This is a genomic window from Streptomyces sp. NBC_01283 (genome assembly GCF_041435335.1).
In the GTDB taxonomy this organism is placed as follows: domain Bacteria; phylum Actinomycetota; class Actinomycetes; order Streptomycetales; family Streptomycetaceae; genus Streptomyces.
Genome location: NZ_CP108430.1, coordinates 3,442,651 through 3,459,966 on the forward strand (window position 1 = coordinate 3,442,651; position 17,316 = coordinate 3,459,966).

Consider the following 17,316-nt stretch of genomic DNA (forward strand, 5'->3'; position numbering starts at 1 on the left):
AGGGGGTTGCCGTGATTCACGGGGTAAGGCCCGCGGTGTCGGCCCCGCGGGAGAGAGAGTTTTCGCATGGGGCCGGGAGGGACCGGCGCGCATCCTCAGGGCGCCCCGTCGCCATGCGCGGAGGCCCGGCTGAGCACCCGCAGCGAGTGGAGCAGGAGCACGCCCGCGGTCGCGCCGCACGCGACGAAGGGCACGGCACCGGGCCCCCAGGCCCGGACCACCCCCTCGACGGGCGCCGCGAGCCATGCACACCCGGGCAGGCGCCCCGCGAACACGGAGGCGAGCGAGGCCGCCTCCACCGCGCCCGCGGCGCCCAGCATCAGCAGGGGCGCCCGCATGAAGCCGTACGAGGAGAGCAGGCGGGCGAGGAGCAGCAGCGCGCCCAGCGCCCCTGCCCCGGCGGATGCCGGTACGCCATAGGCGGCCCCGGCCCCCACGAGGAGGACCCCGACGGCGCACAGGTACAGCGCGACGCTGCCCAGCAGCAAGGGCCGGACGGCGGAGGTGAATTCGGCGAGCCCCCGGCTGAACGCGAGCCTTCGCCGTGCTCCCACGGCGAACAGCCGCACGCACCACACGGCGGGCGCGACGGCGAGCGAGAGCCCCAGCGCCGCGGCGGTCGACGGCGCCCAGGGGCCGTCGGGCCCGCCCGAGACGGCGGCCCGCATCAGGCCGTCGCCGAAGAGGGCGTACGCGACGAGGAAGCACACCCACGCGCGCGTGGCCGGCACGACACGGTGCGCGCAGCGCAGCGGTCCGCGCCGAAGGGCGAGCCGGAGCGCGACGGCCACGGCGAGGGCTCCGCCGAGCCCCACCGCGTACCGCGCGTGTCCCTCGCTCAGCTCGATCCCCACGGCGGCGAGTGCGCAGGCCACGCCCGGGAGGAGGGCGAACAGCGCCCACCCGGCGGGCACTTCGGGGGCTCCGCGCGACGAAGTGGCAGCGGGGGCTCCGCGCTCTTCCCCGTCGCGGGGCACGCGCGCGTACATCTCCTCGGCGAGCGCGAACACGTCCCGGTGCCGGAACCGCGCGGCGGTCCGGTCGGTCACTCCGTGCGCCTCAAGGCCCGCGGCGATCTCCAGCGGGTCGACGGCGCGCTCGCACAGCTCGCGGTGCCGGTGCATCAGTGCCTTCACGGGGTCGACGGCACCGCGCCGCGCGGACTTGGCGGGGACGGCCCCGCTTCCACTGCCCGCAGCCGCACCTGTACCCGCACTCCGCCAGGCCGTGGGTTCGCGCACCAGTGCCGCGTCGGCCACCAGTTCCTCGGACCGCTCGTCCCAGCCGCCGGGGCTCCCCGGCGCCCGTGGGGCGTCCACCTGCCGCTCCTTGCTCATACCCCCGCCCCCTTCAACCGCTCCGGTCCGTCCGCCTCTTGCGCCCAGCTGGGCGCGCCGCCCGAGCCCGCGTCCGCGCCGCCCGCGGCGACCGCCCACCGGCCCGGCATGCAGGCCTCCGCCGGATTGCCGAACGGCACGGGCTCGCCCGCGTCGTCGAGCGCTTCCCTGCGCACGGGGCAGTGCGAGACGATCTCCAGGTAGATGCCGCGGAAGGCTTCGGTGTTCTGCTCCACGGTGAACAGTTCGAGCGCTCGCGCACGCGCCGCGGCGCCGAGCCGGTCGCGTCGCCCGGCGTCGCGCAGCAGCGCCACGCACGCCTCGGCGAGCGCCCTCGGATTGCGGGGCGGCACCACGAGGCCGGTGCCGCCGATGACCTCGACGACCGCTCCCACATCCGTGGAGACCGTCGCGCGTCCGCAGAACATCGCCTCGACCAGGCTGATCGGGAAGCCCTCGACGACGCTCGACAGGACGACGACGCTGCCCGCGGCGTACGCGTCCGCGAGTTCGGGCACGTCGGGTGCGCCGATCTCCTCGAAGGACACGGGGTTGTCGCCGACGGCGTGCGCGCCCTCCGCCTCGTCGGGGAAGAGCTGCGCGGCGAGCGCTCTGCAGTGCGCGAGGTACGCCGCCGCCTCCGGGCCTTCCGCGGGCGCCCCGACGATGCGCAGCCGCGCCTTCGGCTCCTCCTTGCGGACCTCCGCGAAGGCGTGGAGCAGGGAGATCAGGTCCTTGGCCGGTTCGATGCGCCCGACCCAGAGGAGGGTGTCGGGGTCGCCCGGGTCCTCCCGCTCGCCGACCTCCGCGAAGCGGGACGCCTCCATGCCGGGGTAGACCGTGCGCAGCTTCGCCCGCTCGGCGCCGCACCGCTCCTGCCAGCGGCGGGCGTGCGTGTTGCCGGGGGTGATGATCGTGGCCTTGCCGTACACCTCGGCGGCGAGCCTGCCGTGGAAGGAGGTGAGCAGCGCGCGCGCCGGGGCGCTCAGTGCCTCGTCGCCGGTCGCGAGGTAGTGCGCCCGCAGCTGCACGCCGTACTCGGTGACCAGGAGCGGCACTCCGGAGAAGTGCTGGGCGAGGAGGCCGGGGACCGCCGCCGGGCCGCCGGACGTGGCGTGGCACAGGTCGACCGCGCCGAGGGCGTCGTCGCCGTACCAGTCGAGGGAGAGCGGTCGCAGGGCGCGCTCCAGGAGTCCCGCCACGACGAGCAGGTCGGACACCCGTGCGGTGCGCGCGGCGCGGAGTGCGCCCGGCGCGCGGCACGCGCCCTCCAGAGCGCGCACGGCCGCTTCGGAGCGCAGTGCGGCGACGAGGCCGCCCTGGTCCCTGGCGAGTTCGGCGAGGCCGTAAAGCGCACTGCCGAAACGGTCCGCCAACGCGTCGGAGTCGCCGGAGTCCCTCGCGGCGCCCGCCGCTCCGGAGTCGCACACCACCGCGGCCAGTTCGCCGAAGCACTCCGCGAAGCGCCGCCGCGCCCGCCGTCCGTACCCGGCCCCGAAGGCCACGCCGTCGTCGTCGACCGTCCACAGGGGCGCCGTCCGCACGCGGTTCACCTGGGGCGGCAGCTCGATCCAGCCCTGCGCCTCCTGCCGTGCGCTGCGGCTGAGGGCGTAGATGTCGAATTCGTGCTGCCCGAGCCCGCGTACGAGCCGGTCGCACCAGAGCCTGGCGTCACCGCTCACATACGGATAGCCACCCTCCGTAAGCAGTCCGATGCGCACGCGCACACCCCCGATCTCCCATGTGGAGAGCCGCCGTTGGACCGGCGGCTCGCAGCGGGACGAACGTATGCGGACATGCCGGTGGCGTGATGGACGGTTGTCCATCACGCCACCAAAAGGGGTGAACGGCAGTAACTTTCCCGCGCCGGTAGCGTTCTGTCGCGCTATGGCGGCGAGAGAGCGCTCTTCCGCTACGGAACGTTAAGCTGCGGCCAGCTCCCTGCGGGCCGTACGGCGTCGCGCCGCGGCCTCCGGGTCGAGCGCGGGCACGGCCGCCAACAGCTGCCGGGTGTACGCCTGTTGCGGCGCCCCGTACACCTCGTCGACGGTTCCGTGCTCGACGATCCGCCCCTGCCGCATCACCGCGATCCGGTCGCTGACCTGGCGTACCACCGCGAGGTCGTGGGCGATGAAGACGAGGGCGAGCCCGTGCTCCCGCTGGAGTTCGGCCAGCAGCGCGGTCACCTGCGCCTGCGTCGTCACGTCGAGCGCCGAGACCGGCTCGTCGCACACGATGACCCGGGGCTCGGCGGCGAGAGCACGCGCGATCCCGACGCGCTGCCGCTGGCCGCCGCTGAACTCGTGCGGATAGCGCCCGTAGTACGCCGGATCGAGCCCGACGCGCTCCATGAGGTCCCGCACGCGTGCGCGCACGACGGAATCGTCCCTCCCCCATTCCCGGCTTCGCTCGAGCGGGGGGACCCCCATGCCCCGCGCGCGCAGCGGATCGGCGATGGACTCCCCGATGCTGCGGCGCGGGTTGAGCGAGGAGACGGGGTCCTGGAACACCATCTGCACGCCGGCCCGTACACCGCCGCCCGACGTCCTCTCGCCCCCGTGCCGGATCTCCCCCGCCGAAGGGTCGAGCAGCCCCACGAGCATCCGGCCGAGGGTCGTCTTGCCGCTGCCGCTCTCCCCCACGACCCCGAGCGTCTCGCCCCGGCGGACCGTGAGCGAGACGCCGTCCACCGCGGCGAAGGCGCGCTTGCCGCGGCCGAACTCCTTGCGCAGGTCCACCGCTTCGAGGACGACGTCCCCCTCTGCGGGCGGCGCCGACACCTCCCGCGGCGAGTCCACCCGGGGCACCGCCCCGAGCAGCTCCCGCGTGTACGTGTCCGCGGGCGCCCCGAGCACCTCCCGCACCGGCCCTCGTTCGACGGCCCGCCCGTACCGCATGACCAGGACGTCGTCGACGCTCTCCGCCGCGACACCCACGTCATGGGTGACCAGGAGCAGCCCCATCCCCGTCTCGGCACGCAGCACGTGCAGCAGGTCGAGGATCTGGGCCTGCACGGTGACGTCCAGGGCGGTCGTCGGCTCGTCGGCGATCAGGAGCTCGGGTTCGCAGGCGAGGGCCATGGCGATGAGCGCGCGCTGCCGCATGCCGCCGCTGAACTCGTGCGGCCGTGACCGCGCCCTGCGTGCGGCGTCCGGGATGCCCACCCGGTCGAGTACGTCGGCGGCACGCGCGCGTGCCGCCCTGCGCGAGGCGCCGGTGTGCACGCGGTACACCTCGGCGATCTGATCGCCCACCGCGTAGTACGGGTCGAGGGACGACAGCGGGTCCTGGAAGACCATCGCCGCCTTCCCGCCCCGCAGCCGCCGCAACTCGTCACCGGACGCCTTCTGTACGTCGATGCCGCCGACGAGGACCTCACCGCCGACGCCCGCGCCGGTGCCCCGGTGGAGTCCGAGCAGCGCGGACGCCACCGTGCTCTTGCCGGACCCCGACTCGCCGACGATGCCGAGCGCGGCGCCCTTCTCCAGCGTGAAGGAAAGCCGGTCGACGGCGCGCGTGTCCCCGAAGTCGACCACCAGGTCGGTCACTTGGACGAGACTCGCGGCAGTACGACTCATGGCAGGACTGCTCCCTACCGGACCGCTCATGACAGGACCACCCTTCGGTCGGCCACCGCGTACAGCACGTCCGCGACGGCATTGGCGAGCACCACGAAGAAGCCGGTCACCAGGACCATGCCGACCACGACCGGCAGGTCGACGACCTTGACCGCGTGCACGAGTTCGCGCCCCATGCCGGGCAGCCCGAAGAGCGTCTCGCTGAGCACCGCGCCGCCGAACATCGACCCGAAGTCGTTGGCGCTGAGCGCGATGACCGGCGCGACCGCGCCCCGCAGGGCGTGCTTGCCGATGATCGAGCGCTCCCCGACGCCGTACGCGCGAAACGTGCGTACGTGGTCGTCGGCGAGGGTCTCCAGCATCGAGGAGCGGGTGAGGCGCGCGTACTTGGCGGCCTCGATCAGCGCGAGCGACAGCCAGGGCAGCAGCAGGTTCCACGCCCACTGCTGCGGGTCGTCGGTGAACGGCACGTACTGCGGGAAGGGCAGCCATTCGAGCTGGCCGCAGACCACGATCATCAGCAGCAGGCCGATGACGAAGACGGGCGTGGCCGTGCCCGCGAGCGTGACGGCGGTCAGGACCCGCTCGGTGACGCGTCCGCGCCGCCAGGCGGAGAGCACCCCGGTGCCGACCCCGAGGATCAGCCACATCACCATGGCGCCGAGCGCGAGCGACCCGGTGACCGGCAGCTTCGTCAGGATCAGCTGGGTGACCTGCTGGTCGCTCTGGTAGGAGAGCCCGAGGCAGGGGGCGTCGCAGTGCTCGACGCCGGTGCCCGTCGAGTAGTCCTGGCCGACGAAGATGCCCTGCAGGAAGTCCCAGTAGCGGACGTACACCGGGTCGTCGAGCCGCAACTGCTCGCTCACCTGAGCCACTTGAGCCGGTGAGCAGCGCGGCCCGCAGGTGATCTGGGCGACGTCGCCGGGAGCCACGTAGAAGACCGCGTAGATGATCACGGAGATGGCGAGCAGCGTGACGAGGGTGCCCACGGAGCGCCTCAGGAAGAATCCCGGGAAACCGGTCATGCCTTGCCCTCCCGCTTGCGCCCCGTCCCGATGCTCAGCCGCGACGCGGCCCGTGGATCGAGCGCGGTCCGCACGCCGTCACCGAGGACGGTCAGCGCGAGGACGGTCACGAACAGAGCCCCGGCGGGCAGCAGTAGGTACTGCGGCGCGGCCTGGTACCAGATGTCGGCCGAGGTGAGCATCTGGCCCCAGGACGCGGTCGGCGGTTTGACGCCGACGCCGAGGAAGGAGAGCGCGGCCTCCACCGTGATGTTCACGGGGACGAGCAGCGCCGCGTAGGTGATGACGGGGGCGGCGAGTCCCGGCAGGAGTTCGCGGCGCGCGATGCGCCAGGTGCTCCAGCCGCTCAGCCGGGCGGCGGCCACGTAATCGAGCTCCTTGAGGGTGATGGTCTGCGCGCGCACGATCTTGGCCGTGCTGCCCCAGGCGATGAGCCCGATGACCAGGGCGACCAGGACGGGGCGCGGGAAGCCGCTGGGCACGATCGCCATCAGGGCGAGCGAGAGGACCATCAGCGGCATGGCGACGATGACGTCGGTGGCGCGGCTGAGCACCTGGTCCACCAGGCGGTTGCCGAGCCCGGCCGCGATGCCGACGCCGACGCCGAGCACCACCTGGACGACCGTCGCGGCGAGCGCGACACCGAGGGAGACCCGCGCGCCGTACACGAGCCGGGCGAACAAATCCCGCCCGGTCTGCGGTTCGACGCCGAGCCAGTGCTCGGCGCTGATCCCGCCGAACGAGCCGATGGGCACGCCGCCACGGCCGGAGTCGATGAGGTCGGGGTGGTACGTGCTGGGGTCCTGGCCCTCGATGGCGGTGAGCAGCGGCGCGGCGAGCGCGACCAGGACGAGAAGCGCGACGACGGCCGCCGCGACGAGGGCGGCGCGCTGCGTGCGCAGCCGCCGCCAGAACTGACGGGCACCGGAAGCCGGGGCGGGCGCCGTGACGCCCGTCCCCGCTCCCGAGGCCAACAGGGCCTCGCTCATGATGATGTGACCGGTAGCCCCTACTTGACCGCGACCTGCGAGACGTCGAGGACGCCCGTCCAGTCGCTGATCACGATGTTCTTGACGTCCTTGCCGTACAGCCGCTTGTAGACCGGGTGGAAGAGCGGCACGGTCAGGGCCTGCTCGCCGATCTTCTTGTCGAGGGCGCCCCAGCGCTTGGCCGCCGCGTCGAGGTCGGTGAGCTTGTTGATCTCGTCGATCTCGTCGTTGACGGCCTTGTCGTCCAGGAAGCCGGTGTTGAAGTTGGCGCCGTCCTTCACGATCTGCCGTCCGTCGAAGATCGGGGCGAGGAAGGGGCCGCCGGAGGGCCAGTCGGCACCCCAGTGGGCGAGGAAGAGACCCGGCTCGGACTTGGCGCTGTGCACCTTGTCCTTGTAGTCGTTGTCCTCCAGGCCCTCCAGCTTGACCTTGATCCCGGCCTTCTTCAGGGCGTCCTGGATCGCGGTGGCGATCTCCGGGCTCGTCTCGAAGTCCTTGGCGTTGGAGTGGGTCAGCGTGATGGTGAGCCCGTCCTTGTGACCGGCCTCCTTCAGGAGCTCCCTGGCCTTCTTCGCGTTGCCGGACTTGCCTGCCGGGAAGTGGTCGTACTTCGTGTATCCGAAGGACTTCTGGTTCGGCAGGTACGTCGTGGCGGGCTCGGCGAGCGACGAGCCGCCTGCCGCGTTGACCACGGAGGAGCGGTCGACGGCGTACGAGATGGCCTGGCGCACCTTCGGGTCGTCGAAGGGCTTCACCTTCGGGTTGAAGGCGAGGTAATTCGTGTATCCGAAGTGCCCGGTGCCGACGCGCGAGGCCAGTGCCTTGTCGCCGGTGACCTTGGCGAGTTCGGCGGGGCCGAGGTTGGTGTCGGTGGTCACGGCGGCGGCGTCCGCGCCCTGACCGGCCGAGAGCCGCTGGTTGATGACGGAGGAGTTGAGGCCGGACCGCACGTCGATCTTGTCCGGGTAGGCCTTGCGCTCCGGGTCGGTCTTCGCCGACCAGTGCGGGTTGCGCTCCAGGGTCAGGCGCTCGCCGTCGTTCTCGTTCTTCACGACCTTGTACGGGCCCGAGGAGACCGGGTGCTCCTCGTACTTCGTGCCCTTGTCCTTGCTCTTGGGGACAGGCGTGAACTGCGTCTGCGTCGCCAGATAGGGGAATTCACCCTCGGGCTTGTTCAGCCGGAAGACGATGGTCCGCTCGTCGGGCGTCTCGATCGACTTCAGCCCCTTGCCGCTCTTGTCCTTGTAGGGCCCGGCGTACTTGTCGCCGCCGATCAGCCAGTCCCTCAAATAGGGCGCGCCACCGGAGAGTTCGCCGGCGAAGGAGCGCTCGATGCCGTACTTGATGTCGGCGGAGGTGATCGGCGAACCGTCCTCGTACTTGAGCCCCTTCTTCAGGGTGTACGTCCACACCGTGGCGTTCTTGCTCGACTTGCCGAGGTCCGTGGCGAGGTCCGGCACGACCTCCGAGCCCTTGGCGCCGTCCTCGCGGTTGCGGGTGGTCAGGGTGCGGAAGACGAGCGAGGGGACGTTCCCGCCGCCGGAGGTGTAGAGCCGCGCCGGGTCGAAGTCGACCTGCGGGTCGCTGTTGAGGACGGTGAGCGTGCCGCCCTTGGCGGGCTTGCCGTCGGCGCCGCCGCCCCCGGCGTCGTTGTCCTCGGGGCCCGCGCAGGCGGCGGCGCCCGCTGCCAGGACGAGGCTGACGGATGCCGCTGCCACGCGGCGGGCTATGACGGACGGTTGGCGCATGGGAAAGGGACCTCTCGGGGAATCAAGCAGGGGACAGCAGGAAATGAGCAGAGCTCGCCCCGGGGTCGCCGAAAGAGGTCAGGACCACAGAAAGGTCATGCGAAAGCGACGCACGCGCCAGGGGCGGGCGTCAGCAACAGTGAATGTCGGACACGCAGAGCGCGGTCACGCCAAAGAGCGCCAGCTCAAGGGCGGCGCGCGAGGAGGCGTGACGAGGCGACATGCGGAGAAATATGAACGAACTTTCGGCAGATGTCAAAGCTGCCGACCCATAAAAAACCACATGCCGAGCAGATCCGTCTCAACTCTTGGGAAAAGCCCAGGGGTTGGCCTTGCACTTGATTCCGTCGTGGTCGAGGAACTTCGTCTGCTGCTGCATGACGGGCGCGAGCTCGCCGTCCTTCGTGCAGTCCGTGTGGTTGAAGCCGAGCCGGTGCCCGACCTCGTGATTGATCAGCATCTGCCGGTACGGGTGGATGCGGTCGCCGTAGGTCTTGGCGCCCTGCGCCCAGCGATAGGCGTTGATCATCACGCGGTCCGTGGCGGCGGAGTCACAGGAGACGTTCTGCGCCATGGTGTCGAGCCCGGACTTCGCGCACCACTTCGCGGTCGTCCCCGGGCTCGCGAGCGTGATCACGAAATCGGGCTTCCCCGAAGAGATCCGCTCGAAGGTCCGGCCGCCCTTGTGCGCCCAGCTCCGGTCGTCGTTCAGGGTCTTCTGCACGGCCGACGCGAACAGTTCGCCGTCCAGGCCCATGCCCTTCTCGACGTCGACGCGGTAGCGGAACAACTGCCCCTTGCCCGGCGCCTTTTCGAACCCGGCCATCGCGTCGAAGTCGCCGGACGCCGTGAGCTTGGCGTCGAGCGGATACTTCTTCGCCATCTTCGTCTCGTACGTCGCCGGGGCGGACTCGGGGGGCGTGGGCCGGTCGTCCGAGCGGGACGCGTCCTCGCCCGCGGCGCGGCCGTCCTGGCCCTCCGCGGCCTGTGTCCTGGGAGCGGCGGAGTCCTTCGGCCCGCCGGTCACCTGGCCGGCCACCACGACCGCGAGGACGGTGGTGACAGCGGCGGCGGCGATCCCGGTGAAGGTGCGGCCCTTGCCGCCGCCCTTGCCTTCCTTGGCGTCGCCGTCCGCGGGGGCTCCGGGGCCGCCATCGGCTCCATCCGCTCCGTCGGCCGCGTCGGCCCAGAGCTCTCCCTGTGCTTCCTCTTCCTCGTCGACCGAGCGGTCCCAGTCGGTGACGGAGGCGTACGGGTCACGGGGCGGGGGTGTCCGCAGGGGCGGGCCCCCGGCCGCCATGGGCGCCGGACCGGTCACCGTGGGCGTGGCACCGGTCGCGCCGCCCCCGAAGAGGTCCTCCTCCGCGAACTCGTCGCCGAACGCGTCCACGTACTCGCGGCGCGGCCCCGGCAAGCGGGGCGGCGCGGTCCGCGCTCCCGGCGCCCCGTAGGCGGCACCCAGCCGCGGCCCGGCTCCCCACGCCCCGCCCGGCTCACGCTGCTCGGGGTGGCCACCACGGACATGCGGCGAGCCGTGCGGCGGGGTGGCCTGGGGCATGCCGCGCGGCGGGGTCGCCTGCGGGAAGCCGTGCGCGGGCGTGCCGGGGTCCCCGGGAGCGCGTCTGCGGCGTCCCGTGCCGGGAGCCGGCGGACGTGTGCCCTGCGGTGCCGGTACGTCGCCGGTGTCTGTGTTGCCCGCGCTGCCCGTGTTGTCTGCGAGGTCGGCCGAACCTCGGCGGCTATGACGTCCCACTCGCCGCCTCAGCTCCCCGCGCCCGAATGACCGGATGCACTCAACTCGCCCGTGTCCGCGAGCAGTTCGCGGAATGCCGTGGCCACCGTATCCGGATACTCCATCATCGCCACATGCCCTGCGTCCGGCAGGGTGAGCAGGCGTGAGTCACGGAACGCGGCGGCGGCCTTCTGAGCCATTCGGTACGAGACGAGCAGGTCCTTTCCTCCATAGATGAGCAGGGTCGGCGCGAGCACCCGCTCCGCCTGACGCCACAGCCCGTGCTGCCCGCCCAGCGTGTACGCGTTCACGATGCCGCGCGCCGAGCGTGCCATCGCGTCCCACATGTACGGAAGGGCGAGCCTGCGCTCCATCTCCCGCACCGCGGCGCTGTAGCCCTCCGGCGAGACCCTGCCCGGGTCCCCGTAACAGAGTGCCATGACGCCACTGACCCGCTGCTCCGCGGTCCAGTCCTTGGTGAGCCTGGTGAACAGGCTCGCGACGCCGGGCACCGCGAGGAGCCCGGTCGGCAGCGCCGTGCGCTGCACCCGGAGCTCCGGGAGGGCGGGCGAGATCAGCGTGAGGCTGCGGACCAGGTCGGGGCGGACGGCGGCGACGCGGGTGGTCACCGCACCGCCGAGCGAGTTCGCGACCAGATGCACGGGCCCGTGTTCGCGCGTGTCCAGATAACGGATGACGGCGCGCGCATGCCCGGTGACCGAATAATCACCGTCGTCCGGCGGCGGCGAGTCGCCGAAGCCCGGCAGATCCACGGCCGCGCAGTCCACGACGTCCTCGAGCAGCGGCATCAGGCCCGACCAGTTCTGCGAGGATCCGCCGAGCCCGTGCACGTACAGAGCGGGCGGCAGCCCCTCACGCACCGACGGCCTGGAACGCACCGAAAGCGTGAGCCCGGGAAGGGTGACCGAGTCGAGCCGCTCGCCCGCCGCGACCCCGACGGCACCCGGCTTGGGCGCTACGGAGGCAGCGATCACGTTCGGCAGCTCGGTCGAAGACATGCGGGCAATGTTACGAGACGATCACGCGGTGGTTCATGTGTTCGCCGTCACAGATCCGGCCGATGTCACCCGGAGATCGCGTAGCGCCCGGATCGGCAAGCTCCTAGGCTCATAAGTGAGGGCGAACAGGGCACTCGCACCACTAGTCCTCCAAGGAAGAGAGCCACGATGACCGTCGACCCGTCCGACCCCGAGACCTTCGAGGCCGAGGAAACCGCCGACACCAGCACCGAAGCGCCCGAGGCCGATGCCGCGGAGCAGCAGACCGAACTCACGCCTCGCGAGGACGACTCCTTGCAGGACCTGAACACGGACGCGGCGAGCGAGGCGGACCTGGCCGAACAGGCCCGCGTCGTCAGTCTCGACGAAGACGACTATCGCTGAGCTGCCCGTGTTTGCCCTGCTACGCACGGCTTTCACGGTCATCCAGTCCGTGAAATTCTCCGCTCGTACCGCGCACATCACAGTTACCGAAAAGTACGATGGCCGCGCGGCGCACACCGCACATTCACGATCATGGGAGGCGGCGTGACAGCCATCGAGCAGACAGAGGCAGCGCGCCCTCGGGGCACACGCCTGCCGCGTCGTGCCCGACGCAATCAGTTGCTGGGCGCGGCGCAGGAGGTCTTCGTCGCGCAGGGGTATCACGCGGCGGCGATGGACGACATCGCCGAGCGGGCCGGAGTCAGCAAGCCGGTGCTCTACCAGCACTTCCCCGGCAAGCTCGACCTGTATCTCGCGCTGCTCGACCAGCACTGCGAATCACTGCTGCAGTCCGTCCGTACGGCGCTCGCGTCCACCTCGGACAACAAACTGCGCGTCGCGGCCACGATGGACGCGTACTTCGCGTACGTGGAGGACGAGGGCGGCGCGTTCCGCCTCGTCTTCGAGTCGGACCTGACGAACGAGGCCGCGGTCCGTGAGCGTGTGGACCGGGTCACCCTCCAGTGCGCGGAAGCGATCTGCGAGGTCATCGCCGAGGACACGGGTCTGCCCCGTGACGAGGCGATGCTGCTGGCGGTGGGCCTCGGCGGCTACTCCCAGGTGGTCGCCCGGTACTGGCTCGCCAGCGGCAGCACGGTCCCGCGCGACAAGGCCGTGGAGCTGCTGACGTCGCTGGCCTGGCGCGGTATCGCGGGCTTCCCGCTGCATGGCCTGGAAGGCCACTGACACCGATCGGGAACGCCGGTTTCCCGTTCCCGCATTCTGTTCCCGATCTCTGTTCGCTACTGGCGTGCAGCGGCGGAAGCATGCGCATCGCCTCACCGGGCTAATGTGTGCTGAGTACGGCGCGGACACCGCGCACATCACTGACCGTCGGAGGGACAAAGCCGTGGAGGTCAAGATCGGCGTGCAGTACGCGCCCCGCGAGATCGTGCTGGAGAGCGGCCAGAGTGCCGAGGAAGTCGAGCACGCGGTGTCCGAGGCGCTGACCGGCAAGTCGCCGCTGCTGAGCCTCGTGGACGACCACGGCCGCAAGGTCCTGGTTCCGGCCGACCGCCTCGCGTACGTCGAGCTCGGCGAGCCGACCGCACGCAAGGTGGGCTTCAGCGCCCTGTAGTTCAGGGGCGCCGCACGCAGGACGAAGAACGGGAACGGCCCGGTGGTCACAACCACCGGGCCGTTCGCGTGCGTTGGCTCTTACGCGTCGACGCGCCGCTTGCGGGAAGGCTCTGGAGGATTGCATTCCGGCCGCCAGGGGTAAGACCGGCTACGACCGTTTTGCACCTGGCCGCGAGGGAGGGAACACCCTGTGATTCTGGAAGCACTCGGCTCCGCACTGCTCGGTTTCGCCCTGGCATGGGCGGCGGCCCACCGACTGCCCCACCGGCTGCCCGCACGCAACCTGGTCCTGTCGACCGGGGCCGCGGGCGCCGTGATCGGGTCGTTCGTCACGCACATGGCCCTGGGAGCCGGCCACGCCCCCGGCACACTCGTGGGCGCGGTGGCCGTGGCAGCAGCACTGCTCTCACTCCTGCTCCGCCCCAGCAGGGGTCACCTACGCCGTCGCTCAGCGACGGCGTAGCGGGCGGGTCCGCGCCGTCCCAAAGGGACACGGACCGCATAGGGGCACGGGTACCGACGCACCAAGCCACAGCGCCTCTGGGGCGCGCGGAGACCGACGCACAAGCCACAGCGCCGCTTAGGGGCGCGAGGAACTGCGCGCCAAGTCACAGCGCCCCTTGGGAGCGCGAGGAACTGCGCGCCAAGCCACGACGCACCCGCAAGGGAACCGGCCACACCAGCCCTTCCCAGGGGCGCGGGGAACTGCGCGCTCAACCCCCACCCACCCGCAGGAGAACCCAGCACACCAGCCCCTCCAAGGGGCGCGGGGAACTGCGCGCTCAACCCCCACCCACCCGCAGCAGAACCCAGCACACCAGCCCCCCCAGGGGCGCGGGGAACGGCGCGACAAGCCCCAACCCACCCGCAGCAGAACCCGGCGCATCAGGCCCCCAGGGAAACGCGGCAAGCCACAGCGCACCCGCAGGTGAATCCGGCCCCCGGAGCCCCAGCGACTACGCCGCCAAGCCCAGCGCAGCCATCCGCTTCGTATGCGCCTCGGTGATCCGCGAGAACATCCGCCCGACCTCGGCAAGGTCGAAGCCATCGGCGACGCCGCCGACCAGCATGGTCGACAACGCGTCCCGGTCGGCAACAACCCGCTGCGACTGCGAGAGCGCCTCGCCCATCAGCCGCCGCGCCCACAGCGCGAGCCGCCCGCCGACCCGCGGGTCCGCGTCGATCGCGGCGCGCACCTTCTCCACGGCGAAGCTCGCGTGCCCGGTGTCGTCGAGCACGCCGAGGACGAGACGACGGGTGTCGCCGTCGAGCCGCGCCGCGACCTCGCGGTAGAAGTCACTGGCGATCGAGTCACCCACGTACGCCTTGACCAGGCCTTCCAGCCAGTCGGACGGCGCCGTCTGGCGGTGGAAGCCGTCGAGCGCGGCAACGAAGGGCTCCATCGACTCGGTCGCGTCCGCGCCGATCGCCGAGAGCCGGTCCCGAAGCTGCTCGAAGTGGTGGAACTCGGCCGACGCCATCTTCGCCAGCTCCGCCTTGTCGCCGAGCGTCGGCGCCAGCTTCGCGTCCTCCGCGAGCCGCTCGAACGCCGCGAGCTCTCCGTAGGCAAGCGCTCCGAGCAGGTCGACGACCGCGGCGCGGTAGTTCGGGTCGGCGGCAGCGGTCGTCCAGTCCTGGGCGGCGATTCCCTTGGGTTCGGCAGGCGTGTCAGCGGCGGTGTCAGGCGTCTCCATAAACCGCACAATAGCCCGCTCGCAGCAACGTGTAAGGGCCTGGTCAGTGACTGTGACGACGACTACGTGACCAATTCGCCAGACACGGCTGCGAGATTCCGGGGTACAGTGGTAATGCGCCTGCCGAATATTCGACGGGCCGTACGAATGAGGATGCCCGGTCGGAGGCCCGATCGGCTCCGACCCGACAGCCCTCCAGGCAGTACGCACAGTGCGTACGGCATGAGGAGGGAACCTCAGCGGTACGAGCGCTCGAGCGCAGGCAGTGGTCCCGCGCCCCCGGCCCCGCCCCCCAAGCAGCCGGCGGTAGTGGCACGGTCACGACCCCCAGCGTTCGCCTCGGACTGCGTCTCACAGAAGAGGCAATGCCCTGACTACGACTTTCCGCGATCTCGGAATTCTCCCCGAGACGGCCGAGGCCCTTGAGGCCGTCGGCATCGTCAGCCCTTTCCCCATCCAAGAGATGACGCTCCCCGTTGCCCTCTCCGGCAGCGACGTCATCGGCCAGGCCAAGACCGGCACCGGCAAGACGCTCGGCTTCGGACTCCCGATCCTGGAGCGCGTCACCGTCCCCGCGGACGTCGAGGCGGGCCGGGCCAAGCCCGAGCAGCTGACCGACGCCCCGCAGGCGCTCATCGTCGTCCCCACCCGTGAGCTGTGCCAGCAGGTCACGAACGACCTGCTGACCGCCGGCAAGGCGCGCAATGTCCGCGTCCTCGCCATATACGGCGGCCGTGCGTACGAGCCGCAGGTCGAGGCCCTCAAGAAGGGCATCGACATCGTCGTCGGCACGCCGGGTCGTCTGCTCGACCTCGCGGGCCAGAAGAAGCTCAACCTCAAGCACATCAAGTGCCTGGTCCTCGACGAGGCCGACGAGATGCTCGACCTGGGCTTCCTGCCCGACGTCGAGCGCATCATCAACATGCTTCCGGCCAAGCGCCAGACGATGCTCTTCTCGGCGACCATGCCGGGCGCGGTCATCGGCCTGGCCCGCCGCTACATGTCGCAGCCCACGCACATCCGCGCCACCGCGCCGGACGACGAGGGCCAGACCGTCGCGAACACGAAGCAGCACGTGTACCGCGCGCACAACATGGACAAGCCCGAGATGGTCTCGCGCATCCTGCAGGCCGACGGCCGCGGACTCGCGATGATCTTCTGCCGTACGAAGCGGACCGCCGCGGACATCGCCGAGCAGCTCGAGAAGCGCGGCTTCGCCTCCGGCGCGGTGCACGGCGACCTCGGTCAGGGCGCCCGTGAGCAGGCGCTGCGCGCCTTCCGCAACGGCAAGGTGGACGTGCTCGTCTGCACGGACGTCGCCGCGCGCGGCATTGACGTCGGTGGCGTCACGCACGTCATCAACTACCAGTCCCCCGAGGACGAGAAGACCTACCTGCACCGCATCGGCCGCACCGGCCGCGCGGGCGCCAAGGGCATCGCGATCACGCTGGTCGACTGGGACGACATCCCGCGCTGGCAGCTGATCAACAAGGCCCTTGACCTGGGCTTCCCCGACCCGGTCGAGACGTACTCCAGCTCTCCTCACCTGTACGAGGAGCTGAGCATCCCGGCGGGCACGAAGGGTGTGCTGCCGCGCGGCGAGCGGACCCGTGCGGGCCTGCGCGCCGAGGAGATCGAAGACCTCGGCGAGACGGGCGGCAAGGGTGGCTCGCGCGGGCGCGACCGCGACCGCGATCGTGGCGGCCGTGACGGTGGTCGTGACCGTGGGCGCGCTGCCGAGCCGGAGCGCGAGCCGCGTGAGGCACGTACGCCGCGTCGCCGTCGCCGCACCCGGTCGGGTACGCCGCTGGAGACTCCGGCGGTGGCAGTGGCCGAGGCCACCGCACCGTCCGCCGCGGCCGTGGCTGTGGCCGCTCCGGAGCCCGAGCTGACGGAGCCGCGCACGCCGCGTCGCCGCCGCCGGACGCGGACCGGTTCCGAGGCCGCGGAGGCCGTGGTCGAAACAGTCGAGGCCGTGGAGACGGCACCCCCGGCGGAGCCCGCGGAAACGAAGCCGCGACGCCGCACGCGCAAGGCAGCGGAGACCGTGGTCGAGGTGGAGGCCGAGGCCCCGGCCACGAAGCCGCGCCGCAGGACCCGCAAGGCGGCAGAGGCGGTCGTGGACACGGTCGAGGCCGTGGAGACGGCGTCCCCCACGGAACCGGTGGAAACGAAGCCGCGTCGCCGCACGCGCAAGGTGGCAGAGCCCGTGGTCGAGACGGCAGAAGCCGCCGAGGCCCCGGCCACCAAGCCGCGCCGCAGGACCCGCAAGGCGGCAGAGGCGGCCGTGGACACGGTCGAGGCCGTGGAGACGGCGCCCCCCACGGAACCGGTGGAAACGAAGCCGCGTCGCCGCACGCGCAAGGTGGCAGAGCCCGTGGTCGAGACGGCAGAAGCCGCCGAGGCCCCGGCCACCAAGCCGCGCCGCAGGACCCGCAAGGCAGCGGAGGCGGCCGTCGACACGGTCGAGGCCGAGATCCCCGCTCAGCCGACGGAGGAGACGAAGCCGCGTCGCCGTACGCGTAAGGCGACGGAAGCTCCGGTTGCCACCGAGGAGGAGCCGGCGGTTGCGAAGCCGCGCCGCCGGACCCGCAAGGCGGTGGCGGCACCGGCCGAGGAGAGCTGAGACGC

Annotated in this window: 15 protein-coding genes; 5 read left to right on the forward strand and 10 right to left on the reverse strand. The window is 71.5% G+C overall.

Going from position 1 to position 17,316, the window contains the following annotated elements:
• Positions 1 to 95 precede the first annotated feature (95 nt).
• The 9 genes from OG302_RS15530 to OG302_RS15570 all read right to left on the reverse strand — a co-directional run bounded on the left by OG302_RS15530 (position 96) and on the right by OG302_RS15570 (position 11,428).
• Positions 96 to 1,337, reverse strand: a complete 1,242-nt coding sequence (locus tag OG302_RS15530; RefSeq protein ID WP_371527336.1) for a hypothetical protein — start codon at positions 1,335 to 1,337, stop codon at positions 96 to 98.
• Positions 1,334 to 3,058, reverse strand: coding sequence for a DUF3492 domain-containing protein (locus tag OG302_RS15535; protein ID WP_371527337.1), 1,725 nt, complete (start codon positions 3,056 to 3,058; stop codon positions 1,334 to 1,336). Before OG302_RS15535 ends, OG302_RS15530 begins: the two co-directional genes overlap by 4 nt.
• A 201-nt stretch (positions 3,059 to 3,259) precedes the next feature.
• Positions 3,260 to 4,915, reverse strand: coding sequence for a dipeptide ABC transporter ATP-binding protein (locus tag OG302_RS15540; protein WP_371527338.1), 1,656 nt, complete (start codon positions 4,913 to 4,915; stop codon positions 3,260 to 3,262).
• Positions 4,916 to 4,941: 26 nt separating this feature from the next.
• Entirely contained in the window at positions 4,942 to 5,940 is a 999-nt protein-coding gene (locus tag OG302_RS15545; RefSeq protein ID WP_371527339.1) for an ABC transporter permease, read from the reverse strand.
• Complete coding sequence (locus OG302_RS15550; RefSeq protein WP_371527340.1) at positions 5,937 to 6,929, reverse strand: ABC transporter permease; 993 nt, start codon at positions 6,927 to 6,929, stop codon at positions 5,937 to 5,939. The genes OG302_RS15545 and OG302_RS15550 overlap by 4 nt, the downstream gene beginning before the upstream one ends.
• 20 nt (positions 6,930 to 6,949) lie before the next feature.
• Entirely contained in the window at positions 6,950 to 8,677 is a 1,728-nt protein-coding gene (locus tag OG302_RS15555; RefSeq protein WP_371527341.1) for an ABC transporter substrate-binding protein, read from the reverse strand.
• 130 nt (positions 8,678 to 8,807) lie between these two features.
• Entirely contained in the window at positions 8,808 to 8,900 is a 93-nt protein-coding gene (locus OG302_RS15560) for an Ms4533A family Cys-rich leader peptide (RefSeq protein ID WP_344520500.1), read from the reverse strand.
• 78 nt (positions 8,901 to 8,978) lie between these two features.
• Positions 8,979 to 10,430, reverse strand: coding sequence for a DUF3152 domain-containing protein (locus OG302_RS15565; RefSeq protein WP_371527342.1), 1,452 nt, complete (start codon positions 10,428 to 10,430; stop codon positions 8,979 to 8,981).
• 8 nt (positions 10,431 to 10,438) lie between these two features.
• Positions 10,439 to 11,428 carry an alpha/beta hydrolase gene (locus OG302_RS15570; protein WP_371527343.1) on the reverse strand — a complete coding sequence of 330 codons (990 nt, stop codon included), beginning with the start codon at positions 11,426 to 11,428 and terminating at the stop codon, positions 10,439 to 10,441.
• A 168-nt stretch (positions 11,429 to 11,596) separates the two neighbouring features.
• Here OG302_RS15570 and OG302_RS15575 point away from each other — a divergent pair, with 168 nt between their 5' ends.
• The 4 genes from OG302_RS15575 to OG302_RS15590 all read left to right on the forward strand — a co-directional run bounded on the left by OG302_RS15575 (position 11,597) and on the right by OG302_RS15590 (position 13,454).
• Positions 11,597 to 11,812 carry a hypothetical protein gene (locus tag OG302_RS15575; RefSeq protein ID WP_371527344.1) on the forward strand — a complete coding sequence of 72 codons (216 nt, stop codon included), beginning with the start codon at positions 11,597 to 11,599 and terminating at the stop codon, positions 11,810 to 11,812.
• 144 nt (positions 11,813 to 11,956) lie between these two features.
• Positions 11,957 to 12,598, forward strand: a complete 642-nt coding sequence (locus OG302_RS15580; RefSeq protein WP_249587903.1) for a TetR/AcrR family transcriptional regulator — start codon at positions 11,957 to 11,959, stop codon at positions 12,596 to 12,598.
• Between the two features lie 163 nt (positions 12,599 to 12,761).
• Positions 12,762 to 12,989, forward strand: coding sequence for a DUF3107 domain-containing protein (locus tag OG302_RS15585; protein WP_055565193.1), 228 nt, complete (start codon positions 12,762 to 12,764; stop codon positions 12,987 to 12,989).
• Between the two features lie 192 nt (positions 12,990 to 13,181).
• Positions 13,182 to 13,454 (forward strand): hypothetical protein, encoded by a 273-nt coding sequence (locus OG302_RS15590; RefSeq protein WP_371527345.1) that lies wholly within the window; start codon positions 13,182 to 13,184, stop codon positions 13,452 to 13,454.
• Positions 13,455 to 13,947: 493 nt separating this feature from the next.
• Here the strand turns inward: OG302_RS15590 and OG302_RS15595 are convergent, their stop codons facing one another.
• On the reverse strand, positions 13,948 to 14,685 hold the full coding sequence (locus tag OG302_RS15595; RefSeq protein ID WP_371527346.1) for a ferritin-like fold-containing protein: 738 nt from the start codon (positions 14,683 to 14,685) through the stop codon (positions 13,948 to 13,950).
• Between the two features lie 463 nt (positions 14,686 to 15,148).
• On the opposite strand from OG302_RS15595, the gene OG302_RS15600 reads away from it, so the two are divergent.
• Positions 15,149 to 17,311, forward strand: coding sequence for a DEAD/DEAH box helicase (locus tag OG302_RS15600; protein ID WP_371527347.1), 2,163 nt, complete (start codon positions 15,149 to 15,151; stop codon positions 17,309 to 17,311).
• Positions 17,312 to 17,316: the final 5 nt, after the last annotated feature.